The organism is Sphingobacterium phlebotomi (genome assembly GCF_008180195.1).
Lineage (GTDB): Bacteria > Bacteroidota > Bacteroidia > Sphingobacteriales > Sphingobacteriaceae > Sphingobacterium > Sphingobacterium phlebotomi.
On record NZ_VTAV01000006.1, the window covers coordinates 139,503 to 164,352 of the forward strand.

Consider the following 24,850-nt stretch of genomic DNA (forward strand, 5'->3'; position numbering starts at 1 on the left):
GTCAGCGTTATAAAAAATCGGTTATCTTTGTAAAAAAACTTCTATGGGATTTATATGCTATCAACACCGATACCCGCTGAAATACTGGATTAAAAGAAGTGCCGCCTTTTCATTATGTATCGTTTCGATTCCGATAATTAATGCCATATACACTGATCAGGCCAACTTTTGGCTAAATACCTGTATAAGCTTTGCGGGACTTTTCAGTATTATTGTAAGCAGTCTTGCGATTCACGTCCACTTTGACGTAAAGGATCCCATCAAATCGCCCACAAAGGTGAAAGTGTTGGTCTTTTTAGTAACCTTTATAATCTGTAAAGGCACATTAGCGCTATTCTACTACTTAGGGACGCTTAGTCCAGAAGAGAATAAAATCATCGGGGGATCTCTTTTTAATTTCATTTTCCTTGCCGCCTTTAGGGCAGCTGTTATAGACTTTATCGTTTTGCTCTGGTTATATTTCTTGATGACGGATTACTTTAAAAACCAACTGGAATTAGAAAGATCAAAATTAGACAAACTAAAAGAACGGGCTGTTAATCAAATGTTGCGCCAACAAGTTCAACCTCATTTTTTGTTCAACGCACTTTCTAGTTTGAAATCACTTATCAAAAAAGATAGTGCCAAGGCGGAGTCTTATTTATTACAGCTCTCTGATTATTTACGCGGAAGTTTTATGACATCTGAGGATGGACTAGCAACTGTCCAACAAGAACTCAAACTTTGCGAAGATTATCTTTCCATGCAAAAACTTCGGTTTAACGAAGCGATACAGTTTAATATTCAAGTTTCCGAAAATGTGCAACAAGATTTGCTTCCTATTTTTTCTTTGCAACCGTTGGTTGATAATGCCCTGAAACATAATTTTTATACGATCGGTCATCCATTATTTATTACAATTCGGGAGCAAAGCGGATGGATCGTTGTCAGCAACAATGTATGTTTACGCAAACCCTCTACGGGAGAAAATAATAATTATGGACTCAATAACCTCAAAGAACGGTTCAGTTATTACCTTCAAGACAGTGTAATTATTCACGAGAATGTGACTACTTTTGAGGTACAGCTTAAACTTATTCAACATGAGAACGATCATCATTGAGGACGAAGATTTGACAGCAGAAGATTTATGCTCCACGCTGAAACGTTTAGAACCCAACATGCATCTCTGTGCCCGCTTAACAAATGTACGGGAGGCTATCCATTATTTTAAGAATGCCGAACCTGTTGATCTTATTTTCAGTGACATCCAACTGGGTGATGGCGAATCTTTCGACATTTTCAAAACAGTGCCGCCTAAGGCTCCCGTTGTATTTTGCACCGCTTATAACCAATATATGATGGAAGCTTTTCAGCATTTCGGCTTAGATTACGTTTTGAAACCTTTTTCGGACGAGAGCATTCAAAAGACGCTAGAGAAATATCGTCTTCTACGACAAGCTTTTAATAACACGGCATTAGATATGGTTCATTCGGTGAACAATAGTGGTAAAATAATGGAAAGAACAAAGAAGTCCCTAGTTGTTATGCATGGTGACAAAATCATCCCTGTTCAAATAGCTGATATTGCCCTTTGTTATATTGAGTTCGACAATGTCTTCGTCAAAACACATGGTGGAAAAGAATATCTTATTAATAAAACCCTGGAAGAGATGGAACATTTGCTTGGTGGCGATTTCTTCCGGGTAAACCGACAACATATCCTAAATCGTGCTGCAATTGCCTTTGCAAATTTGGGATTATCACGTAAACTTGTCATCAATTTACGTGTTGACCATCCTATCAAGATTTCGATAAGCAAAGAAAAGTATCATGCTTTTATCCAATGGCTAGAGGGATAATCTGAGATTCGGATCAGAAAAGAAACGATTCACCGAGAAAATTGACGGTTCAACCGATATTTTGTCCGCTTCAACCGATTTTCAATAAAAATTCCGTTACATTTCATGCATATTTGTTTTGGTTATTAGTTAGGTTAATCCTGTCGTATTAATATTCAAAAAATAGTCTACTGATGAACAAGTATGTATTGATTTTTAAAACCTCTATTCGAACAATTTTACAACGTTCCCATCTCATCTCGAAACTTTATCAGGTATCGAAGGACATCAAATTTGCAACGATTGATCTGGATGATGAGGATTTTATATTGCGCATCGAGTCAACTCAGCGTAATGAAGATTTCATTTCCAGATTCCTGCATTTGGAAGGACATAAAGTGGCGTTTTTAGCCGCCTTTGAAAAAGATGAACAAGGGCGACCTTTGACGGTAAGCCATTTTCAGGAATAAAGTAATATTTTGATGTTAATCAAAGTTGAAGTTCTTTCTTCTATATTGTTTCTTTTGAGATTGCTTTTTCTTTCGATCTAGTCGATCCAAAATCTGAGCCTTAGGGATTTTGGTTGCTACCCGTTTCTTATCCTTTTTTAATGCTTGTTGGACAAGATCAAAGAGACGTGCTGTGACAATTTCCTTATTCCTCGTTTGGCTTCTTTCGGTAGAAGCCTCCATTTGCAATAGACCATCTTTATTCAATCGGTTGGTTAATTTTTGACGAACACGTATTTTCTCCTCTTCTGTCAAGATTTCTGATTCATTGATATTCCAGACAAGTGTTACTTTTGACTCCACCTTGTTTACGTGCTGTCCTCCTGCCCCTCCGGAACGAGAAGTTCTATATGTTAGCTCTTTCTTTAATGACTCGTTGTCCATAATTTAAATATACATCATATCAGTTGTAAATAAAATTATTGCAAAACAATTATAAAAGCATCCTTACCTTTGTAGCTTATCTTTACGGACATTTAAAAAACAAACTACAGCACATGAAGATAGGCATAGTATGTTACCCCACCTTCGGGGGAAGCGGCGTGGTCGCGACAGAACTGGGTAAGGCCCTTGCGTCTAACGGTCATGAAATCCACTTCATCACGTACTCTCAACCCGCCCGGTTAGATTTTTTTTCCGAGAACCTTTATTATCACGAAGTCGCCGTTGCGCAGTATCCGCTATTTGACTTTTCGCCCTATGAATCTGCTTTAGCAAGCAAGCTCGTAGATGTCGTCAGATTCGAAAAACTGGATATATTACATGTACACTATGCAATCCCACATGCATCTGTCGCCTATTTAGCCAAACAAATATTGGCTTCATATGGCATCCATATTCCCGTAGTGACGACCTTACATGGAACAGATATTACACTTGTGGGAAAGGATAAAAGTTTTAGTCCAGTGGTCACGTTTTCCATCAACCATTCGGATGGCGTAACAGCCGTTTCGGAGAACTTAAGAGAACAAACATTGGAATCGTTTGAAATTACAAGAGATGTTCGTGTCATTCCAAACTTTATTGATTTTTCTCGTTTTCACAACAAGAATAGAGAACACTTCAAACGAGCTATAGCACCCGAAAATGAGCGTATCATCATTCATACGTCCAATTTCCGAAAGGTGAAGAACACACAAGACGTCATTCGCATCTTCCATAAAATCAACGAGGTTATTCCGAGTAAGCTCTTGATGGTTGGTGATGGTCCCGAGCGGCGAAACACAGAAGAACTAGCGCGTCAATTGGAAGTTAGCCAAAACGTTCGCTTTCTGGGGAAACAAGATGCTATTGAGGAAATACTGTCTGTTTCGGACTTATTCTTGATGCCCTCTTCTTCGGAAAGTTTCGGATTAGCGGCCTTGGAAGCGATGGCATGCCATGTCCCCGTTGTTTCCTCCAATGCTGATGGATTGCCGGAACTGAATGTGAACGGTGTAAGCGGATTCCTTAGTGATATCGGCGATATTGATGATATGGCTAAACATGCTATCGACATTTTGGAAGACTGTGAACGCCTAAAAGTTTTTAAAGATGCCGCCTTTGCCCGAGCGAAAGAATTTGATATCAGCAAGATACTTCCGCTCTATGAATCTTATTATGAAGAAGTCATCGATAACGTGAAAAAAGGGTAAGATAATCGTGGGAGGCTAGAAAAAAAGTTTTATCTTTGGCTTTTGGAAATATTCCAAAAAACGATCATGAAATATAAACGTATCCTACTCAAACTCAGCGGAGAAGCCTTAATGGGCGAACAAAGTTACGGCATCGACATCAATCGGGTGATGCAATATGCGAACGACATCAAAGAAATTCACAGCCAAGGTTTAGAGATTGCCATCGTTATCGGCGGAGGCAATATCCACCGGGGATTAAGTGCAGAACAAGCTGGGATGGACCGAGTACAGGCGGACTATATGGGTATGTTGGCAACGGTGATTAACAGTATGGCACTACAGGATGCGTTAGAAAAAGTCGGTTTAAAAACTCGTTTGTTGACAGCGATTAAAATGGAACAGATATGTGAACCTTTTATCCGTAGACGAGCTGTGCGCCATCTTGAAAAAGGAAGAATCGTTATTTTCGGTGCAGGTACAGGCAACCCTTATTTCACAACGGATACAGCCGCGTCTTTACGTGCCATCGAAATCAATGCTGACGCTGTACTTAAAGGCACACGCGTAGATGGCATATACACAGCTGATCCGGAAAAAGACCCCTCTGCACAACGTTACGACAAAATTACTTTCCACGAAGTTTACGAGAAAGGTTTAAATGTAATGGACATGACGGCGTTTACATTATGCCAAGAAAACAACCTCCCTATTATTGTGTTCGACATGAACAAACCGGGAAATCTAAAGAAGTTAGCCAACGGTGACCATATCGGTACGGTTGTTAGTTAATTTATTACAAAAGAAATACATAAAGATATGAATGAACTGATATCCTTAGAATTAGACGATTGTAAAGAGAACATGGACAAGGCCATGACCCGTACGGAATCTGAACTGACTAAAATCAGAGCAGGTAAGGCCTCTCCCGCTATGTTGGATGGAATTGCCATCGATTACTACGGCAGCATGACCCCTCTTTCTCAAGTAAGTAATATCAATACTACCGATGCCAGAACTATTGTTATCCAACCTTGGGAAAAGAATTTAATCAGCACTATCGAAAAAGCTATTATTGATTCAAATATTGGATTAAATCCGCAGAATGATGGTCTTATTATTCGGCTGGCAGTACCTCCATTGACAGAAGAACGTCGTCGTGACTTGGTGAAAAAAGTAAAAGAAGAAACCGAAAAAGGTCGTGTGGCTATACGGAATATTCGCAAAGACGCGAATGAATCTATCAAGAAACTAAAAGGTGAAGGAATCTCAGAAGATGAGATTAAAGTGGGAGAAGGTGAGGTTCAGAAGCTAACAGATTCTTTTATTGCTAAAGTCGACCAACTTGCTGAGTTGAAAGAAAAAGACATCATGACTGTTTAGTTTTACACGTCCCGATCTAAAACAAAAAAGGATTCTAAAAAATAGAATCCTTTTTTCATATTCATTTTTTGACTAACTTTCGTCTCAGATTATCGAATAAACAATTTATTCTAAATGAAACCATCATGATTTATTCAAACCAATAGCGGGATGAAAATGAAACTCTATACTTATAAATAATTTATATAGATGAAAAATAGTAGAAGAAGATTTTTAAAGCAGGCAGGTTTAGGTGTATCCGCCACTTTTCTAAGTCCATACTTATTCTCATGTCAAGGTGATAAATCGGGGAACAGCCCTTTTCATAATCTAGGTCTTCAACTGTACTCCATCCGCGATTTGGTAAATGAAGATCCTATAAAAACAATAAGTACTGTTGCCAAAATAGGATATAAACATGTGGAAACCTTTGGTGTAGACACCAATACTGAGACCTATTGGAACCTTTCTATTTCAGAATTGAAAAAGGTATTAAATGATAATAATCTCAAAACACACAGCGGTCACTATGACATGTCAAAATACCTTAACAGGCAACTCACTGAACATGAAAATATTGAAAAATATATAGAAATTGCTCATCAACTAGGTCAATCCTATATTATCGCACCTGTCACCCCAATGGATGACCTCAATAACATAAAAGTAGAGGATTATCAATATGCGGCCGATCAGCTTAATAAAGTGGGCGAAATGGCAAAAAAAGCAGGTATCAAAGTCGGCTTTCATAACCATTTTTGGGAACTTCGGCAATTTGGCAACGGCACAAAAGGGTTAGACATACTCATCGCTTTTACAGAACCGGACCTCGTCGATTTTGAATTGGATCTTTTCTGGATAGAGAAGGCAGGTTTTAGCCCACAATCTTATTTTGAAAAATACCCCGGACGCTTCCCGTTGTGGCATCTAAAGGACATGGACAGACAGTTTACACAACCAGTTGTGGGGGAAAAATATGACAAAGCTGATTTTACGGATATTATGAAAGAAGTTAAATTTGCTGAGGTCGGAACGGGCGCAATAGACTTTATCAAAATTGCTGCTGAAGCAGATAAATCAGGCTTAAAATATGCATTTGTGGAGCAAGATGACATCTATATGTCCAATAAGTTTGAAAGTGTAAAGAAAAGCTACGACTACGTAAAGAAGTATTTAGCAAAATAAAGAGAATCAAATATGGAAACGAAATCGCTTTATATCATTCGGCATGCAAAGGCTGAGTTACCTATTTTTGATAAAGACGACTTCAATAGAGATTTGCTTCCCAAAGGAACCGACCGCGCTACGATTATTGCCCGGAAGCTAAAAGAGCTGCTCCCGGCGATAGATGAAAAAACGCTTGTCATCTCCTCAACAGCTAACCGCGCTATGCAAACGGCAAAAATCTATTGTGACATTTTAGGTTATCCCGAGGAACGCATTGTATGGGAACCAAAAGTTTACGAAGCACACTATCTTTTTTTAATGAAACGCTTAAACGACGTACCAATATCTTATGATCATGTACTGCTGTTCGGTCACAACCCCAGTGTCTCCGATCTTGTCGGATATATAAGCGATCGTTTCGTCAATCTTAAAACTGCCCATGCAGCCTATCTGGAACTGGAAGAAGGGATAGATTATTCGTTATTGTCAGCAAATACAGCATCATTAAAAAATATAATTACAGAAAATTCGTAGGTGTAACACGAGTGCGTATACCATACGCCCCGACGAATCATGGGTCACGAACAAGGAGAAACGCATACACATGGCAAACCAACTTCAATACGAAAATTCTCCCTATCTAAAACAACATGCACATAATCCTGTCAATTGGATGCCATGGAGTAAGGAAGCCTTAAAGAAAGCTAAGAACGAAAACAAGCTCATTATCGTGAGCATTGGTTACTCTGCCTGCCATTGGTGTCACGTCATGGAGCGTGAAAGCTTCGAGAACGAAGCCATTGCGCAGACGATGAATGCCTTCTACGTATCTATTAAAATAGATCGGGAGGAACGTCCTGACATTGATCAGATCTACATGATTGCCGTACAATTGATGACTAACGCGGGGGGATGGCCTCTAAACTGCATATGCCTACCCGATGGTCGCCCCATATACGGCGGAACTTATTTTAGGCCGCATGATTGGCAACAAGTATTGTTACAGATTGCCCAAATGTGGGAAGAGACACCCGAAGTAGCAGTCGACTACGCTGAGCGCTTATCAAGAGGCATTCATCAAGCCGAAAGACTTCCTATTGCCCCTATTCCGGAAGCATATACCGCTACCGATTTGCACGATATTGTAACTCCTTGGCAAGCACAATTTGATACGACAAACGGCGGATACAGCAGAGAACCGAAGTTCCCGTTACCTAATAATTGGTTGTTTTTCCTCCGTTATGCAGTCCTTGCAAAGAATCAATCTGTATTGGAACATGTACATTTTACCTTACATAAAATAGCAAATGGAGGTATCTACGACCAAATAGGTGGAGGATTTGCACGATATGCGGTAGACGGCCGGTGGCATGTTCCTCATTTTGAGAAAATGCTTTATGACAACGGCCAACTTATTTCCTTATACAGCGAAGCTTATCAGCAACAACCTACCAAACTATACGAAAGAATTGTGGAGGAAACCGTCGGTTGGGCAACACGGGAAATGCTTGCCGAAAATGGAGGTTTCTATGCTGCATTGGATGCCGATAGCGAGGGAGTGGAAGGAAAATTCTATACCTTTCATCAAGAAGAGCTTGAAAACGTGCTCGGAGAAGACGCTCCCCTTTTTATCGATTATTTTCATGTGACGAAATCCGGAAATTGGCATGAAGAAGGTACCAACGTCTTATATTGTGCCGTCGATGGAGATAAAATGGCTTTAGAAAGTGGATTTTCCCAAGATGATTGGAAAAAGTATTTACACGAAATAAAAGCAAAACTTCTCATCTATCGCGAAAAACGCATAAGACCGGGCTTAGACCACAAACAACCGACATCATGGAATGCGCTCTTTTTGAAAGGACTGGTGGATGCATATCGTGTATTCGATAAACAGCAATATCTTGATCTCGCTATCCAAACCGCAAATTTCATCAAAGAATATTGTATCTCCAATGAGGGTGTTTTACTCCATCAACCAGCAGACCACAATCGACAGATTTTGGGCTTTTTAGATGATTATGCATTTACAATAGACAGTTTTATAAGCTTATACGAAGCTACATTTGAGGAAGATTGGTTAGACGAAGCCTATAGTTTAGCTCAGGAAGTTATGGAGATGTTTTATGATGAGGAAGATAGGACATTTTTTTATACCGCGCACAATGCCGAAGAATTAATTGCCCGCAAAAGTGAAATTATGGATAACGTTATTCCAGCATCTTCGTCGGCTATTGTGCGGGTACTCTATCGACTAGGTGAGTTATTGGATAAGGAACGTCACATATCTGTTGCAGACCAGGTTTTCGCCAATGTTTTTCCGCATATCAAACAGTATGGATCAGCTTATTCGAATTGGGCGATTCAGTTATTGGAGCACGTGTATGGAAACAACGAGATTGCGCTTACCGGCATGGACGCAAAGGCTTGGAGAAAACAACTGGACAGACATTATATCCCCAATAAAATAACATTGGGCGGAACAAAAAGTAACCTGCCATTGTTAAAGGATAAAGGTGGTTTGGAATCAAAATCCTACCTTTGTAAAAATAAAGCATGTAGTTTGCCCCAAAATTCGGTGGAGGAACTGCTGATATTAATACATAATAACAGGGATTCGTCCCAGATAAATTAAACAAAATGGCAATAGAAAACAACAATGTCGTTGCATTGAATTACAAACTTCACACCGTGGAAGCAGACGGAGAGAAAGCATTTGTAGAAGAAACCACAACAGAAAATCCTTTGACCTTTCTATATGGAACAGGCATGATGCTACCTAAATTTGAGGAAAATATTGCGGAATTGAACATCGGCGATAAAACTTCATTTACATTAGAGCCAAACGACGCCTACGGCGAAAAAGATGACCGTGCAATTGCACAGCTACCTGCTGATATGTTTAACGAAACAGGACTTCCTCCAGTTGGTGAGGTTTTACCTTTACAAGATAACCAGGGCAATCAGTTCCGTGCAGTAGTCGTTGAGGTTACGCCAGAAGCGGTAATAGCTGATTTGAACCACCCTATGGCTGGTAAAACACTAAACTTTGATGTAGAAATTTTAGCCGTGCGTCCCGCTACCGAAGAGGAATTAGCACATGGCCATGCACATGGCATCGATGGCGAGTCGGGTCATTAATAAGATATAGGGGGCCTACATATAGGCCTTCCTATTTTCAACTTTACTTGTTACTCCATTTAACTGCTCGTAACATCTCTCGTTTACCCAGCGCGCCTGGTGCCTTTTCAATAACAAAGCCTAAAGCTTTCATCGTGCGTTTCAAATTTCCGGTAATAGCGTAGGTAACAAATACACCTCCCGGTCGTAAAAAGGAACATACACGCCCCAATGTTTCCGTCGTCCACATATCAGGCTGATGTACAGCTGCAAAAGCATCGAAATAAATAACATCAAATTTTTGTATACTATGAAAATCTAGTACCTTTTCATGTGCCACAAACAAACTAATGGAATCCGTAAAAGCAACCTCTTGCATTTGTGCTTTGCCATAGTTGCGTCGGAAAATCTCCCAAATTTCTGGTTTTACAAAGTTTTCATAGCCCGTTTTGAATATCACTTCTTCGTTAAGAGGGTATGCCTCGATACCAACATATTGCAAATCTACACGCTGGGTGTCGGCATGATTGGCCGTCAACAGAAAATTCAGCCCTGTACCAAACCCAACTTCTAGCACAGCTACGCTGGAAGCTTTTTCCTTCTGCAAGAAAAACTCTAATCCCGAACGCAAAAAAACATGCTGACTTTCTTGCAACGCACCATGTTTAGAATGATAATGCTCTCCGACTCCCGGATGATATAAGGTAGACGATCCATCGCCTGTTGTGACAAATTGCATAATGATGTTTGTTTTTACAAATTTATTATAAAAAGCGGAGGAGTTGTATAGAACAATTCTAAATAGTTTACAAAGTTTGGCAAATTCCTATCTTGCAAAAGCATTTCGTAATTTTGTATTTCATTTAGAGATAGTGCAATATGAAGAAGAGCTCCATTATATTAATTGTTATCATCGCTATAGCGATTGCGATGATTGTTGTTATTTATACAGACTCCAGCACATATTCTACTTTTACAGAAGCAAGGGAGAAAAAAACAGAGCTTTATGTTGTCGGTGTGCTGAATAAAGAGAAAGACTTACATTACGATCCCATTAAAGATGCCAACCACTTTTCGTTCTATATGTACGATAATGACAGCACAGAATGTCAGGTTGTATTCCGGGGTTCTAAGCCGCAAGACATCGAACGATCTGAACAAATCGTGCTGACGGGTAAAATGGAGGGCAATGTATTCCATGCGAGCAAAATATTGATGAAATGCCCGTCAAAATATAACGAAGATGAGGTGGAAGTCATCGAAACAAGCGTCACACCTACAATTGCAGTTTTGGGTAGAGAATAGATATTAGCGAGCTCATCTTTAGATCATTTTTACTTTTTTACTTTGAATAATGGACGTTAACTACGTTGGAGAACATCTTTTACCAGGAAAAATCGGTCAGTTTTTTGTGATTCTTTCCTTCGGTGCTGCTCTTTTTTCGCTTATAAGCTATTTCTTCGCTACACGAGAGCCAGAAGTCAAGTCTTGGAAAATATTGGCCCGAATTGGATTTTGGACCAATTTGGTATCTGTTGTGGCTATCGGCACCATTCTATTCTATCTTATCTACAATCATTATTTCGAATACCACTATGTTTGGGCGCACTCTTCGACATCACTTCCCACGCACTATATCATTTCTTCTTTTTGGGAAGGACAAGAAGGGAGTTTTTGGCTCTGGATGTTCTGGCAAGTAGTTTTGGGCGTTATCCTAGTATTCAGAGCTAAAAAATGGGAAGCACCGGTTATGACATTCGTTATGCTTTGTCAGGTATTCTTGGGCGCAATGTTGATTGGGGTCGAAATATTTGGTTCGCGCATTGGCAGCTCACCCTTTATATTGCTACGAGATGCTATACAAGGCCCTGTTTTTAGCCGACCAGACTATTTGAGTATGATTACAGATGGTCGTGGTTTGAATGCTTTACTACAAAATTACTGGATGGTCATCCATCCTCCTACTTTATTTCTCGGCTTTGCTTCTATGATTGTTCCTTTCGCGTATGCCGCAGCAGGGTTATGGACAAAACGCTATAAAGAATGGATGACACCTGGATTACCCTGGGCACTTTTTGCTGTGATGATTTTGGGTGCAGGTATTATCATGGGATCTTTCTGGGCTTATGAAGCCCTGAATTTTGGCGGATTCTGGGCATGGGATCCGGTAGAAAACGTATCGATTATCCCTTGGCTGACACTTATTGCAGCTGTCCACGTAATAATTGCGTTTCGTAATTCAGGACACGGTTTCTTTACTGCCTCCTTGCTGACGATGATTAGTTTTGTACTCGTCATCTATGCGTCTTATCTCACCAGAAGCGGCATATTAGGAGAAACTTCGGTTCACTCGTTTACAAGCTTAGGAATGTCTGGTCAACTCATCGTCTTCAATCTTACTTTTTTGGTGGTGATGGTGGTGATGCTGATATGGAGACGTAAAGAAATGCCTTCCTCCAAACAAGAAGAAGACATTTACTCGCGTGAATTCTGGATGTTTATTGGCGGTTTGGTGCTTACTGTCGCTTGCATACAGATGATAGCGACTACGTCCATCCCAGTGTTTAATGTATTGTTTGGAACAAAGGTAGCTCCTCCTGTAGATCCAATTCCGCACTACAATAAATGGCAAGGCGCATTTGCAGTGGTCATTATGCTCGTAACGGCTTTCACACAGTTTTTGAAGTATAAGAGAACCGATACTAAAAAATTCTGGGTATCCACACTCGCATCCTTTATATTCGCTATCATCCTGACAGCCGTAATTGTATACTTCGCGAAAACATACACCAATGTGATGTATATCTTATTGACCCTGACTTGCATGTTCTGTTTGCTAGCAAACATGCGTATATTGGGTGATGCGTTGAAAGGTAAATGGCGATTGGCTGGATCGGCGGTTGCGCATATCGGATTTGCGCTGTTGCTTTTGGGTGCACTTATTGCAGCAGCAACTAACGAGGTCATCTCTATTAACGAAAGTCGCTACATCCAAGTGCAGAATTTCGGACAAGAAGGGGATAAATTTTCTGACCCTGGTGAGAATCTATTCTTAACGGAGGGAGAACCCAAGCAGATGGGAGACTATAGAATTACTTACGTCGGCGATAGTGTCGCTCCCCCAAATGTATATTACAAAATACTATATGAGCGTATTGATGAGGAGACAGGGAATGTAAAAGAATCTTTCGTGCTACGTCCTTTTGCGCAAAATAATCCGGACATGGGTGGTCTTATCGGTACACCTGATACCCGTCACTACCTAACACACGATATTTATACGTTAATTACAGCGGCGGCAGCAGAATCACAAGCACAAGCTGAAAACATCCCGGCTGAGGAGCAGACAGGCTATGAAGATTATGATGAACCAGCGACTTATCAAGTCAGTATTGGCGATACCCTACGCTATAGGAATGGCTTTTATGTAATTGAAGGGGTTAATAGAGATGCCACATTAAATAATATCCCTAAGGGGGAAGATGACATCATTGTAGGATTGAAGGTTAAGGTTGTTGCAGCTGATCAAAAGGAATACGATGTGGAACCGATATTTTTGATTAAGGATGGACATAGCTACGACTTTAATAAGGATGTCGCAGAGCAAGGGTTACGTTTCCGGTTCACTAATATCTTACCGAAGGAAGATAAATTAGAGATCATGTTGTATCAAAAACCGCTACCAGAGAAAAAATGGATTGTGTTCAAAGCGATTAAATTTCCTTATATCAATTTTTTCTGGGCCGGTACGATTATCATGACTATCGGTTTCATCATGGCTATCTATCGCCGCCTAAAAGACGCAAAGATATCCAAACAAAAAGTTGCATAATGACTATTGTTATTTTAGGTAGTGGAAATATTGCTACCCATATAGGAAAAGCATTTCATGCACTTGGACACCAAATTTTACAAGTGTATAGCAGAAATAGGGCCAATGCGTATGCATTGGCTTCTGTTTTAAACGCTGACGCGATTGATACGATCAAAGAAGTTACCGATAAAGCCGATTTATATATTATTGCCGTCACTGACCAAGCTATCCAACACGTAGTAGATCAGCTTCCTAAACTCCTTAAGGGAATAGTGGTGCATTGCTCTGGCGCGACGAACATCAATATCTTAGCACATTTCCCTTTATATGGCGTCCTTTATCCGGCTCAAAGCCTTCAAAAAGATATCGTCACTTCCTTAGATAACATCCCTTTTGCAATAGAGGGTGGTGATTCTGATACTGCTGACCGCCTTCTTCAGTTAATGCGGAATATCTCCGTCAAATCTTTCTTATGCGATAGTGAACAGCGCCTGGCGTTGCATATTGCCGCAGTATTTGCTAATAATTTCAGCAATGTGCTTTTCCAGATAGCTTATGACATCCTCAAAGAGCAAAATTTGTCTTTTGATTTACTAAAACCAATTGTCCTGGAAACAGCGCAAAAAGTGCAAAAACAGATCCCAAAAGACGTACAAACGGGCCCTGCTACGCGAGAAGATGCAGAAACAATCCAAAAGCATTTACAGTTTCTTACAAAAACCCCGCATTGGCTCAAAATATATCAACAACTAACCGAAGAAATCATCAGGAATAAACATGAATAACGAAAACATTACCAAACAGGCAAATCTTTCGCGAATCAGTTTCTTTTTTCTCTTTCATCTAATAACTTCCTAATTTTGCATGCAACCATACGAGTATGGTTATTAATGGCTCGCAGTTTGCTAGTCATAAGGTAGTTACGAAACGCAAAACATATCATACAAAGTTATGGCAGTTAGAAAACTTATTCTATTAACGATAGTTGTCATCAATCTCATCATTCTCTCTTTTGGTGTTGTCTTCACGCCACGTTGGTTTTGGTTACTTATCATTCCCTTCCCATTGATGATATTGGCTTTTTACAACAGCTATCAAAGCAGACACGCGATTTTACGCAATTATCCTATTTTAGGTTATTTCAGATTTTTCTTCGAAAGTATCCGTCCAGAGATGCGACAATATTTTTGGGAATCCGATACAGACGGACGTCCGTTTAACCGCAGACAGCGTTCTATCGTATATCAACGTTCTAAAAATGAACGAGAAACGGTAGCCTTTGGCATGCAATCTGATCCACAAGCCGTAGGAAATGAATGGGTTGCCCACTCTGTTTTTCCTTGCCATATAGAAAACCACGACCTAAGAACAACTGTTGGCAACCATTTGTGTAAACAGCCCTATAGCCTAAGCGTGTTTAATATTTCCGCCATGAGTTATGGTGCCCTAAGTAAAACAGCGATTACTGCTCTCAATAAAGGAGCAGTTTTACAAAATTTTGCCCATAATACAGGAGAAGGAGGGATTAGCCCCTACCACATTAACGGAGCTGATTTGATTTGGCAAATTGGTACTGGATATTTCGGTTGCCGTAACGAAATGGGAATGTTTGATCCCGAACTATTTGCTGAAAAGGCCACACGTCCTTATGTGAAAATGGTCGAAATAAAGTTGTCGCAAGGTGCAAAACCGGGTCACGGAGGAATATTACCTGCAGCAAAAAACACACCCGAAGTTGCCGCTATCCGTCATGTCATTCCCGGAACAGATGTCATGTCACCTCCGGCCCATAGTGCTTTCAACTCTCCCGAGGGAATGGTACATTTCATCCAACAATTACGAGAACTATCGGGATATAAACCTGTAGGTTTTAAATTGTGTGTAGGAGACAAACAAGAGTTTATTGATATTTGTCACGCGATGTTGACCACACAGATATTTCCCGATTTTATTTCCGTCGACGGTTCGGAGGGAGGTACTGGTGCTGCACCACTGGAATTTACAGACAATTTAGGCATGCCGTTATACGATGCATTGTCGTTTGTCACCACTACGCTTATCAAGTTCGGTTTAAAGAAACATATAAAATTGATCGTTTCCGGTCGTATTGTTACAGGTTTTGACTTATTAAAAGTAATTGCTTTGGGTGCAGACGCTTGTTATAGTGCTAGGGGAATGATGTTTGCGTTAGGTTGCATCCAAGCATTAAAATGTAACGAGGATGTTTGCCCTGTCGGAGTAGCGACCCAACGACCACACCTATACAAAGCACTTGATGTAGAGGATAAATATATACGGGTGGCACAGTTCCACCGTAACACCCTGCGTGCTACGGCAGAAATTATGGAAGCCTGTGGATTTAAAACATTAGACGACGTTTCGGCAGATAAGTTTTTTCGCAAAGTAGACAGCGTAACTACCTTGAGTTTCCAAGAGATTTACTTTAAAGATACGGGCAAATTGGTCAACAGCCATAGTGCCTTTGAGTCCCAGGAGTTGTAACTAACGTAATTGCATTTCACGATAAATTACTGTACAAAACATCCAGCGTACTGCGTGCCTTTACCATATCTTCTCTGGTCACGCCGTCCAACGCTTGGTTAATCGTTCTTTTCGCTTGACGTAAACAGACTTCTTTCATCTGTCTGCCTTGTTTTGTCAAGAAAATAAGGTTAGTACGCTTATCTTCCTTATCGTTAACACGAATTACTAATTTAAGTTTTTCTAAATTATTAATTAAACGAGATACACTCGGTTTATCACGGAAAGTCAGACAAGCAAGCTCCTGTTGGGTTCGTCCTTCTTCAATCCATAAATAATATAAGAGTGACCATTGTTCAGACGTGATGTGTATCCCCTCTTCCTTTAGATTTCGTTGTAGCCGTCTTCCCAATGCGGCGTAGGCCTTTCCGGTTAAGAAAGAAAAAAAATCATCTGCATCTTCAAAATTGTTATTCATGTCGGATAATATTGGGTTAGAATAATTGTATATACAAACAAACCAAAAAACTAGATACTATGCAAATAAAATCTAATATTTCATCAGTTTTTTCTAACATTTTAATTAAATTTACCCTTATGGAGAACTTTTTACCTGCATTGTTGATTATAGGTGGCGTGATCTATAAGATCTACTCTGAATATCAGAAAGAACAAGAGAAAGCGCGTCGACGTATGCCGCAGGTACCACAACCGCCCCTCCCTATACCATCCGAGCAGCGACCACAACGTACCGTTATTGAGCCGACGATGTCCATCCCTATTCCAGTTCCTCCAAAAAAAACAGAGCGCTCCCCTAATATATCGGAAGAAGTGAGAAAAATGCGAGAAAAAAGATCTGCAGACGCAAATAGCATTAAAAAAGTTGTAGTGAAACCTGTTGTGAATATAGAGAGCGAAAAAGAGGATATTATCTCTTTTGATTTACGCGAAGCAGTTATACAATCTGCTATATTAAATAGGCCTTATCAATAGTTTGATATTGAAAAATCATCAGCATCCGCTAAGAACGGAAATTGCTCCCGAGCTTTAATCAAATCGGCAGGGTTTAAAGTAAACGTATACAAGTCTTCATCTTCGGGCTTATAATATACCACATCTCCATTAGGGGAAATACACATCGATCCCCCTGAATAATAAATTTCATTGCCATCATATCCTACACGATTTACACCGATTACGTAGGCTTGATTTTCAATAGCACGTGCTGGAATAAGTGCCCGCCAATGTGCAGAGCGTTTATCTGGCCAACAAGCGGTGTAGACTAGCAAATCATAAGCACTTCCTAAATTCCGAGACCAAACAGGAAAACGCAAATCATAGCACACCATCGGACACACCCGCCAGCCCTTAAGGTTAAAAATAATACGGGAAGTTCCAGGAGTGAAAACTTTATTTTCTTCTGCCATACCAAATAAATGGCGTTTGTCGTAATGTACAAAACTGCCATCGGGCGACATCCATACAAAACGGTTGTAATACTGTCCGTTTTCCTCGATAATTAGCGTCCCTGCAACAACACAGTTATACGCTTGGGCATGTTCAAACATCCAATGCATCGTTGGACCATCCATCTTCTCCGCACACTTTTCAACATTAATGGTAAAGCCGGTATTAAACATTTCTGGCAGCAGAATTAAATCTGTTTTTTCTCTCAATGCAGACAGGCGCAGTGATAAATTATTTAAATTTTTCTCTACGTTTTCCCAAAACAAGTATGCTTGAAATATCGTTATTTTAACCGGTTCCATATCTGCCATGCGTCACTTATTATTTTTGTTTATGTTGATGTGTTGACAAATTACTAAAAAACTAGAGTTTTATCAATTTTTAACAGGAAAACACTACCGTACTCGATGCATTAACGCATCCGCAAGCGAAAAAAGAGCCTGCTTTTTGTCTGTCTCCACTTGAATCTCGATCAGTTTTTCGTAAGCAATAGTCGTAAATTTTTCTTTCTGATATATAGCTAACGTCCGAATATCATATTTAGCGTATAAGTCCATCATTTTCTCTACTTTGTTCGGTTCGGTATCAATGGTCTGTCTAAGCAAATAGGTCAGTTCTTCCTGATCCGCCGGAGAAACAAGTTCTTGCAGTTTTACGAAAAGAATTGTCTTTTTATTCGACAGAATATCACCGCCCACCTGCTTACCAAAACTCTGAGGGTTTCCATATACATCCAATATATCGTCTTGCAATTGGAAAGCAATTCCCAAATTTACACCAAAGTCATAAAGCAAAGCTTGTGATCGTTCATCTGCTCCAGCAACAATCGCCCCCATTTGCAAGGCACAACCAAGCAATACCGACGTTTTTAGCCGTATCATGTCGATATATGCTATTTCACTTACTTGTGCTCGTTCTTCAAAATCCATGTCATATTGTTGCCCTTCGCAGACCTCCAACGACGTCGCATTGAAAAGACGTAACAAAGCGGAAATTTTATCCGTAGGGCATTTCGATAATTCTTGATAAGCCTTGATAAGCAGTGCATCACCGGACAATATAGCCACATTGTCATTCCATTTTTGATGCACAGTGGGCTTTCCTCTTCGTAAAGGAGCGACATCCATGATATCATCGTGAATCAAGGAGAAATTGTGAAAAAACTCTATGGCGGCACTTGCTGGCAACGCTTGTTTTATAGCCGAATCATCAAAAAGCTCCGCACCCATCAATACCAATAATGGACGTATCCGCTTACCTGATAACGACAATATGTAGCGAATCGGATCATATAAATGTTGAGGTTTTTGAGGAAAATCGACTTTTTCTAAATAATTCTGAAAAGCTTTTGCGTGTACTAACTCTTGGAACATAGCTAAAAAATGATATGCGAAGATAAGGATAAAATGGGAAATACTATCTTTGTAGAAACCCGATGGCACATGCGTATCCTTGTTATTCATAATTTCTATCAACATGCCGGTGGAGAAGACGCTGTTTTCCGACAAGAAGTTGAGGAATTAGAAAAAGAACATGATGTAAAAACGCTAACCTTTCAAAATAAAAAAGGCTGGCGAGGAGCACTGCAATATTTGGCTTACCCTTGGAATATCCGTGCCATGTGGAAAATAAAAAAGAGCATCAAAAGCTTTGCTCCCGATATTGTGCACATCCATAATCTCCATTATGCCAGCGGTCCATGGCTAATCCGTAATATTTACCGGTTAGGTATTCCAGTAGTCATGACATTGCACAATTTCCGTTTACTCTGTCCGTCCGCTAGCTTGTTCCATTACGGTCAATTATTTACCAAGAGTTTAAGACAAAATTTCCCGTGGACAGCAGTACGTATGCGCGTATTAGATCATTCATTTACAAAAACCTTTTTGACCGCTTTCACCTATTGGCTGCACCGAAAATTGGGTACCTGGAACAAAGTAGCGAAATTCATCGTCCTTTCTGATTTCGCAAAATCACTCTTCACAGAATCTACTTTTCCAGTGGAAGATGACAAGTTTATTGTCCGACCAAATAGCGTAGATGCAACGCCGAAAATAACGACAGACGGAGACGGCTTTGTTTACATCGGAAGGCTTTCAGAAGAAAAAGGTATTGTTCCCTTGCTACGTGCATTTAAACACCTCCCCTTCCCCTTGGCTATCTACGGTTCGGGGCCACAACAGGATATTATTGAACGCTTTGCCGATAAATTCAAACATATCCGTTACTTCGGACATCAACCATCGGAAGTATTACGTACTGCTATAAACCACGCTGATGCTTTGATTGTTCCATCGGTGTGCTATGAAGGCATGCCTTTAACTATTATTGAAGCATATGCACAAGGAACTCCAGTATTAGCGAGCAATATTGGTATCTTAAACAAAATGGTACTACCTTTGTATACGGGGATGCATTTTAATCCCTATGATAAAGAGGATATAAGGCGAATAGTGGCCGAATGGATCAATCTCAATGAAACAACTAAACAACAAATTCGAGAAAACTGTATCATAGAGTACAAGAAGCACTATACCGTCCAAAAGAATATAGATAAATTGATTTCTATCTACAGAGAAGCAACCCAACAACAAGGAGGAAAACCATGAGCAATATTATCATTATGGACAAGTTGAACCTGGCGACCGCGATACAGGAACAACTGGAAACAATATATGACCCCGAGCTTAAACCAGCAAATATCGTAGATTTAGGGTTGGTATATGAGATTATAACAAAAGAAGATGGCATCGCGAAGATTATCATGACACTAACCGCTCCGGGATGTCCTGTTGCAGGTGAGATTATGGAAGAAGTACAAAGAAAAGTAGCGGGTGTTCCCGGTATTAAGGAAGCCCTTGTGGAACTTACTTTCGACCCTCCCTGGACCAAGGACATGATGAGCGAGGAAGCAAAGTTAGAACTGGGTTTTCTTTAGATAAACTGGATTTCACGACATGATAGTAACGTTAAGTTATAAAATTGATATGGCATGGATTTGATCAACAATATAAAAGAGCGCGTTGAAGCACATTTTAATGAAACGGTGCTAAGACGGCAGGAGCTACATCGACATCCAGAGTTGTCATTTCAAGAATATCAAACGGCGGCTTACATTAAAGCCGCATTGGATAAACTGTCTATTTCCTATATTTCAGTGGCCGGAACAGGTGTAGTGGCGTCGATAACGGGCAAAAAATCTATATCCGAGGATGTCATCATTTTGCGGGCAGATATTGACGCACTACCCATTAAAGAATTAAATGAAATACCGTATAAATCCGAACATGATGGTGTAATGCATGCTTGCGGACATGACTTTCATACGAGTAATTTACTAGGGGTTGCTACAGTATTAAAAGAACTGGAGCATTTGTTTTCCGGCAGGATATTATTTCTTTTTCAACCGGCAGAAGAACGTATTCCCGGAGGAGCTCAGGAAGTATTACGTTCCGGAGTGTTTGATGAATATGAAGACCGTATAAAAGCTGTATTGGGATTGCACGTGAGTCCGCAACTGGATGTCGGAGAAATTGGTATCTGTCCAGGAAAGTTTATGGCATCAAGCGATGAATTTTACATTCATATCAAGGGCAAAGGAGGGCATGCAGCAGAACCGCACAACGCGATTGACCCAGTATATATCGGTTCACAATTGGTTTCCTCTTTACAACATATTATCAGTCGACGCTCAAATCCGGCAGTTCCTTCTGTTCTTACATTTGGTCATTTCATTGGAAACGGTGCAGTCAATGTCATTCCCGATGAGGTTTATATGGAAGGTACTTTTCGTACTATGGATGAACAGGGTAGAAAAGAGGCACTTGAGCAGATTGAATATTTAATCCGTGAAATGCCGAAATCCTTCGGTGCAGAAGTGGAGTTAACAGTCAAAAATGGCTATCCATTTTTATACAACGATCCATCCTTATCCCAGGATGTTCGCGCTTATATGACCGAAATATTACCCAAAGAAAATGTGAAAGATGTCGGGATATGGATGGCGGCAGAAGATTTCGCTTACTATTCGCATTGTTTTCCATCCTTGTTTTTTCTGGTGGGTATCCGCAATGAGCAACACGCACCTCAATACGGACTGCACAATGCAAAATTTAATCTGGATGAAAATTCGTTTAGAACCTCTATGCAGGCAATGGCATATGCAAGCATCCGCCTGTTGAATATCGATTCAGATACTCATTAAACCAGTAAAAATACCTCGATGTAAAAAAAAATATGCCTAGGTAAGAAAAAAATAAAAAACATGGGATTTTTTTCTTGATAAGGGTCTTTATTAATATGAAAGCTATGGAACTGCATAGCACATCGATAAAATAAAGACTATGAACAATTTTTTTATTTTTATTTGTTTGTTATTGATGATCGCAACGATGTCGTGTGATTCTCAACAAAAGAACGAAACTTTAATAGAAAGAAGTTTTAATACGGCGATACCACTTTATGACAATTTGTTAAAAACTACAGCAGAAAACCTAGAAGATTACCCACACTCCCTTTATCCCGACGGGTCGATAAAATACCTTCAGATTGATGAATGGACAGGAGGTTTTTGGCCAGGTATTTTGTGGTATATGTATGAATATACCGAAGACGAAAAGTGGAAAGCAGAGGCCATCAAATGGACAGAGTCTTTAGCATCTAATCAATATAACACAGCACATCACGATATCGGATTTATGATGTATTGTAGCTATGGTAATGCCATCAGGTTTCTTGATGATCCAAATTATACAGAAATTCTAGTACAATCTGCGAAGTCGCTCTGTGAACGCTATAACAAACAGGTGGGAAGCATCCAATCCTGGAACACACGAAAATCAAAAGGGGAAATCAATACCTGGGAGTTTCCGGTCATTATGGATAATATGATGAACCTGGAATTACTGTTCTATGCCAGCAAGGTTACAAAAGACTCTTCCTTCAGGGATATAGCCATCAGCCATGCATTGCAAACGATGACGCATCATGTCCGCCCAGACTATAGCTCGTTTCATGTTGTTAATTATGACCCCAAAACCGGGAAAACTCTGCATAAACAAACTTTACAAGGTTTTTCAGATAATTCTACATGGGCACGTGGACAGGCCTGGGGTATTTATGGGTTTACAATGGTGTACCGTGAGACAAAAGATAGAAGATTTTTAAGCACAGCGATAGGTATGGCAGACTTCTTTTTAGATCATCCACAGCTTCCGGCAGACAAGATTCCTTATTGGGATTTTAATGTGGGAGAAGAAGGATATGATCCAGATTGGGACTACCGGAAGGAGATGGAAGTATCGAGGGATGCCTCAGCTGCAGCAATTACCGCATCTGCTCTATTAGAACTCTGTAAATATGTTGATGCGGAAAAACAGTATAAATATGAGAGTGCCGCGTATGATATCTTATCGGCCTTAGCATCTGAACCGTACCTGAATATAGAGCACACGAACCCCTACTACCTTCTCAAACACAGCACGGGAAACTTTCCAAGTAACAACGAGGTTGATGTACCCTTAATTTATGCAGACTATTATTTTCTAGAGGCACTTCATCGATTGCAGCAACGAAAAAAAGACAATACTTGATGAGCAAGAAAGATACCATATGATTTAACAATAGTGTTGACCATGTTCAAACCTAAAGGAGAAAAAGAAGAAGATAAAATACTTGTAGAAAAGCTAAGGAAAGGCGATACACGAGCTTTTGATGCTATTTATCAAAAGTACTGGAGTCTGATTTATGCTGCGGCATATAAGCGTGCAGGAGATGAAAATGTGGCATGTGATATCGTTCAGGATATTTTTTTGCAATTGTGGTTACGCAAGGAAGAAGTGTTTATCCATAACCTGAGTGCTTATCTCTATACAGCTGTACGTAACCGGGTATTAAAACACATGGCTGTTTCGGGCCGGTTTGTCCCAATACCAGAGCTTTTGGATCAACTTGCCGTAGCTGATAATCAAGCAGATGCCACTATCCTAAAAAAGGAATTCATCGTACATTATGAATCGCTTATTGCTAAGCTGACAAAAGCACAGCAACAAATTTTTAAGTTAAGATTTCATGAAGATTTATCTACAATTCAAATTGCAGAGCGGCTGGCAATCAAACGAAAAACGGTACAAAATCAGCTGGGAAAAAGTATAGCACAATTACGCGATATGTTATACGCCATACTTGTCTTCTTTCTACTGAAAATTTAGTAAAAGTAAAAAAGCGTGGGAGTATTGGAAGACTAACGGTCTTATAAAGAAAGAGAACTTGTTCTCTAATGAAATATAAAAATGGAAAAAGAAACGTTTTTAAAAATTATAGACAAATATAACAGAGGAGAGGCCTCCGATGAGGAAGTGCAATTTCTCTACGCGTATTATCAACTTTTTGAGCTCAAAGAAGATGTATTTAATCAAATTGACATCGAGGCCAAAAAGAAATTGGGCAATGCCATCAAGCTAGATATTGACAAAAAATTGGAAAAGCAGGAGAATCCTACGTTAACAGTAAACAGCCGAAGGATAAATTATAAATTAGGAATCGTAGCATTATTGGCTGTTGTGATAGGTATTGGCGCGTTTTGGCTCATCGGAAGACAAGAACACGATATAGCAGAACCAATAAAGATTAATCAGGAATCAGCTTCTATGCCTATCAAACCAGGAAAGGATGATGCTATCCTCATTTTGGCAGATGGGACATCTATTGTACTAAATGACGTACAAAAAGGCATGGTGTCGGAGCAGCAGGGCGTGCAGATTGAAAAAACGGCAGACGGCGAGTTGCAATATCGTGCGGTAGAAGGAAGTACAGCAGTAGAAAATACCATTTCTACACCTAGAGGAGGGCAATATCGATTGGTATTGGCAGATGGAACAAAAGTCTGGCTAAATGCAGCTAGCTCATTGCGTTTTCCAACATCATTCTCCGCTTATGAACGAGCTGTGCACCTGAACGGAGAAGCCTATTTTGAGGTGGCGAAGGGTGACAAACCTTTCAAGGTGATATCGGACAACCAGGTTGTCGAAGTATTGGGCACGCATTTTAATATCAATACCTACAAAGAAGAAACAACATCCAAGACCACGCTGGTAGAGGGTGCCATCCGGATAACTAAACTAGCGAAAGATGCACAGGAGCTATCTCATACCAGTAAAGTTTTACAACCGGGGCAACAGGCAATTTTATCTGCTTTAGGCGATAAAATTATCGTCGAAGCTGTGGATATAGAAGAATTTATAGCGTGGAAGGACGGATATTTTAAATTTGAAAAGGCAAATATTCAAGCCATCATGAGACAAGTGATGCGGTGGTACGATGTAGAGGTAGAATACCGTGGTGCAGTGAGTAACGATTTGTTTGTCGGAGAAATAAACCGATCCGAAGATATAGAAGAAGTCCTACGGGTATTGAGATTAGGAAAAATAAACGCCTTTATCGAAGGAAGAAAAGTGATCATTTCAAACTAGACAGCCTTTATGATAAATATAAACCTAA

At 40.0% G+C, this 24,850-nt stretch carries 26 protein-coding genes; 21 read left to right on the forward strand and 5 right to left on the reverse strand.

Annotation, left to right across the window (positions count from 1 at the left end; genetic code table 11):
• The first annotated feature begins 43 nt into the window (after positions 1–43).
• The 3 genes from FXV77_RS11210 to FXV77_RS11220 all read left to right on the forward strand — a co-directional run bounded on the left by FXV77_RS11210 (position 44) and on the right by FXV77_RS11220 (position 2,290).
• Entirely contained in the window at positions 44–1,102 is a 1,059-nt protein-coding gene (locus tag FXV77_RS11210) for a sensor histidine kinase (RefSeq protein ID WP_148919318.1), read from the forward strand.
• Positions 1,083–1,841, forward strand: coding sequence for a LytR/AlgR family response regulator transcription factor (locus FXV77_RS11215; RefSeq protein ID WP_148919319.1), 759 nt, complete (start codon positions 1,083–1,085; stop codon positions 1,839–1,841). Before FXV77_RS11210 ends, FXV77_RS11215 begins: the two co-directional genes overlap by 20 nt.
• Before the next feature lie 173 nt (positions 1,842–2,014).
• Complete coding sequence (locus tag FXV77_RS11220; RefSeq protein WP_148919320.1) at positions 2,015–2,290, forward strand: hypothetical protein; 276 nt, start codon at positions 2,015–2,017, stop codon at positions 2,288–2,290.
• Positions 2,291–2,305: 15 nt separating this feature from the next.
• Here the strand turns inward: FXV77_RS11220 and arfB are convergent, their stop codons facing one another.
• Positions 2,306–2,713: an alternative ribosome rescue aminoacyl-tRNA hydrolase ArfB gene (arfB, locus tag FXV77_RS11225; protein ID WP_148919321.1), complete on the reverse strand. Its 408-nt coding sequence runs from the start codon at positions 2,711–2,713 to the stop codon at positions 2,306–2,308.
• 113 nt (positions 2,714–2,826) lie between these two features.
• Between arfB and bshA the strand changes: the two genes are divergently transcribed.
• From bshA to FXV77_RS11260, 7 genes are all read left to right on the forward strand, one after another.
• The gene (bshA, locus tag FXV77_RS11230) at positions 2,827–3,963 is read left to right on the forward strand and encodes an N-acetyl-alpha-D-glucosaminyl L-malate synthase BshA (RefSeq protein ID WP_148919322.1); all 1,137 of its coding nucleotides are present in this window, start codon (positions 2,827–2,829) and stop codon (positions 3,961–3,963) included.
• 66 nt (positions 3,964–4,029) lie between these two features.
• Positions 4,030–4,734, forward strand: coding sequence for a UMP kinase (gene pyrH / locus FXV77_RS11235; RefSeq protein ID WP_148919323.1), 705 nt, complete (start codon positions 4,030–4,032; stop codon positions 4,732–4,734).
• A gap of 27 nt (positions 4,735–4,761) precedes the next feature.
• Positions 4,762–5,325 (forward strand): ribosome recycling factor, encoded by a 564-nt coding sequence (frr, locus tag FXV77_RS11240; protein ID WP_148919324.1) that lies wholly within the window; start codon positions 4,762–4,764, stop codon positions 5,323–5,325.
• A gap of 189 nt (positions 5,326–5,514) precedes the next feature.
• On the forward strand, positions 5,515–6,489 hold the full coding sequence (locus FXV77_RS11245; protein ID WP_148919325.1) for a sugar phosphate isomerase/epimerase family protein: 975 nt from the start codon (positions 5,515–5,517) through the stop codon (positions 6,487–6,489).
• A 12-nt stretch (positions 6,490–6,501) separates the two neighbouring features.
• Positions 6,502–7,005: a SixA phosphatase family protein gene (locus FXV77_RS11250; protein ID WP_148919326.1), complete on the forward strand. Its 504-nt coding sequence runs from the start codon at positions 6,502–6,504 to the stop codon at positions 7,003–7,005.
• 70 nt (positions 7,006–7,075) lie between these two features.
• Positions 7,076–9,106: a thioredoxin domain-containing protein gene (locus FXV77_RS11255; protein ID WP_148919327.1), complete on the forward strand. Its 2,031-nt coding sequence runs from the start codon at positions 7,076–7,078 to the stop codon at positions 9,104–9,106.
• A 5-nt stretch (positions 9,107–9,111) separates the two neighbouring features.
• A complete protein-coding gene (locus FXV77_RS11260; RefSeq protein WP_148919328.1) occupies positions 9,112–9,612 on the forward strand; it encodes an FKBP-type peptidyl-prolyl cis-trans isomerase in 501 nt (166 codons plus the stop codon).
• 43 nt (positions 9,613–9,655) lie between these two features.
• Here FXV77_RS11260 and mnmD read toward each other — a convergent pair whose 3' ends face one another.
• The gene (gene mnmD, locus FXV77_RS11265) at positions 9,656–10,330 is read right to left on the reverse strand and encodes a tRNA (5-methylaminomethyl-2-thiouridine)(34)-methyltransferase MnmD (protein WP_148919329.1); all 675 of its coding nucleotides are present in this window, start codon (positions 10,328–10,330) and stop codon (positions 9,656–9,658) included.
• Positions 10,331–10,470: 140 nt separating this feature from the next.
• On the opposite strand from mnmD, the gene FXV77_RS11270 reads away from it, so the two are divergent.
• From FXV77_RS11270 to FXV77_RS11285, 4 genes are all read left to right on the forward strand, one after another.
• Positions 10,471–10,896, forward strand: a complete 426-nt coding sequence (locus FXV77_RS11270; protein ID WP_148919330.1) for a cytochrome c maturation protein CcmE domain-containing protein — start codon at positions 10,471–10,473, stop codon at positions 10,894–10,896.
• A gap of 49 nt (positions 10,897–10,945) precedes the next feature.
• Positions 10,946–13,423, forward strand: a complete 2,478-nt coding sequence (ccsA, locus tag FXV77_RS11275) for a cytochrome c biogenesis protein CcsA (RefSeq protein WP_148919331.1) — start codon at positions 10,946–10,948, stop codon at positions 13,421–13,423.
• Positions 13,423–14,190, forward strand: a complete 768-nt coding sequence (locus FXV77_RS11280) for a Rossmann-like and DUF2520 domain-containing protein (protein WP_148919332.1) — start codon at positions 13,423–13,425, stop codon at positions 14,188–14,190. Before ccsA ends, FXV77_RS11280 begins: the two co-directional genes overlap by 1 nt.
• Positions 14,191–14,356: 166 nt before the next feature.
• Complete coding sequence (locus tag FXV77_RS11285) at positions 14,357–15,907, forward strand: FMN-binding glutamate synthase family protein (protein WP_148919333.1); 1,551 nt, start codon at positions 14,357–14,359, stop codon at positions 15,905–15,907.
• Between the two features lie 16 nt (positions 15,908–15,923).
• Here the strand turns inward: FXV77_RS11285 and FXV77_RS11290 are convergent, their stop codons facing one another.
• On the reverse strand, positions 15,924–16,364 hold the full coding sequence (locus tag FXV77_RS11290; protein WP_148919334.1) for a MarR family winged helix-turn-helix transcriptional regulator: 441 nt from the start codon (positions 16,362–16,364) through the stop codon (positions 15,924–15,926).
• 119 nt (positions 16,365–16,483) lie between these two features.
• Here FXV77_RS11290 and FXV77_RS11295 point away from each other — a divergent pair, with 119 nt between their 5' ends.
• Positions 16,484–16,879, forward strand: a complete 396-nt coding sequence (locus tag FXV77_RS11295; RefSeq protein WP_148919335.1) for a hypothetical protein — start codon at positions 16,484–16,486, stop codon at positions 16,877–16,879.
• On the opposite strand, the gene FXV77_RS11300 is transcribed toward FXV77_RS11295, so the two are convergent.
• Together FXV77_RS11300 and FXV77_RS11305 are read right to left on the reverse strand one after the other, a co-directional pair.
• Complete coding sequence (locus FXV77_RS11300; RefSeq protein WP_148919363.1) at positions 16,873–17,655, reverse strand: amidohydrolase; 783 nt, start codon at positions 17,653–17,655, stop codon at positions 16,873–16,875. The genes FXV77_RS11295 and FXV77_RS11300 overlap by 7 nt on opposite strands.
• Positions 17,656–17,748: 93 nt before the next feature.
• Positions 17,749–18,816: a polyprenyl synthetase family protein gene (locus FXV77_RS11305; protein ID WP_246162429.1), complete on the reverse strand. Its 1,068-nt coding sequence runs from the start codon at positions 18,814–18,816 to the stop codon at positions 17,749–17,751.
• Here FXV77_RS11305 and FXV77_RS11310 point away from each other — a divergent pair.
• From FXV77_RS11310 to FXV77_RS11335, 6 genes are all read left to right on the forward strand, one after another.
• Entirely contained in the window at positions 18,796–19,962 is a 1,167-nt protein-coding gene (locus FXV77_RS11310) for a glycosyltransferase family 4 protein (RefSeq protein WP_187444101.1), read from the forward strand. The two genes, FXV77_RS11305 and FXV77_RS11310, sit on opposite strands and share 21 nt — an antisense overlap.
• Positions 19,959–20,291: an iron-sulfur cluster assembly protein gene (locus FXV77_RS11315; RefSeq protein ID WP_246162431.1), complete on the forward strand. Its 333-nt coding sequence runs from the start codon at positions 19,959–19,961 to the stop codon at positions 20,289–20,291. The genes FXV77_RS11310 and FXV77_RS11315 overlap by 4 nt, the downstream gene beginning before the upstream one ends.
• A gap of 54 nt (positions 20,292–20,345) precedes the next feature.
• Positions 20,346–21,557 carry a M20 metallopeptidase family protein gene (locus FXV77_RS11320; RefSeq protein WP_148919338.1) on the forward strand — a complete coding sequence of 404 codons (1,212 nt, stop codon included), beginning with the start codon at positions 20,346–20,348 and terminating at the stop codon, positions 21,555–21,557.
• A 139-nt stretch (positions 21,558–21,696) separates the two neighbouring features.
• Positions 21,697–22,944 carry a glycoside hydrolase family 88 protein gene (locus tag FXV77_RS11325; protein WP_148919339.1) on the forward strand — a complete coding sequence of 416 codons (1,248 nt, stop codon included), beginning with the start codon at positions 21,697–21,699 and terminating at the stop codon, positions 22,942–22,944.
• 42 nt (positions 22,945–22,986) lie between these two features.
• Positions 22,987–23,562 carry an RNA polymerase sigma factor gene (locus FXV77_RS11330; RefSeq protein ID WP_148919340.1) on the forward strand — a complete coding sequence of 192 codons (576 nt, stop codon included), beginning with the start codon at positions 22,987–22,989 and terminating at the stop codon, positions 23,560–23,562.
• 81 nt (positions 23,563–23,643) lie between these two features.
• On the forward strand, positions 23,644–24,822 hold the full coding sequence (locus FXV77_RS11335) for a FecR family protein (RefSeq protein ID WP_148919341.1): 1,179 nt from the start codon (positions 23,644–23,646) through the stop codon (positions 24,820–24,822).
• Positions 24,823–24,850: the final 28 nt, after the last annotated feature.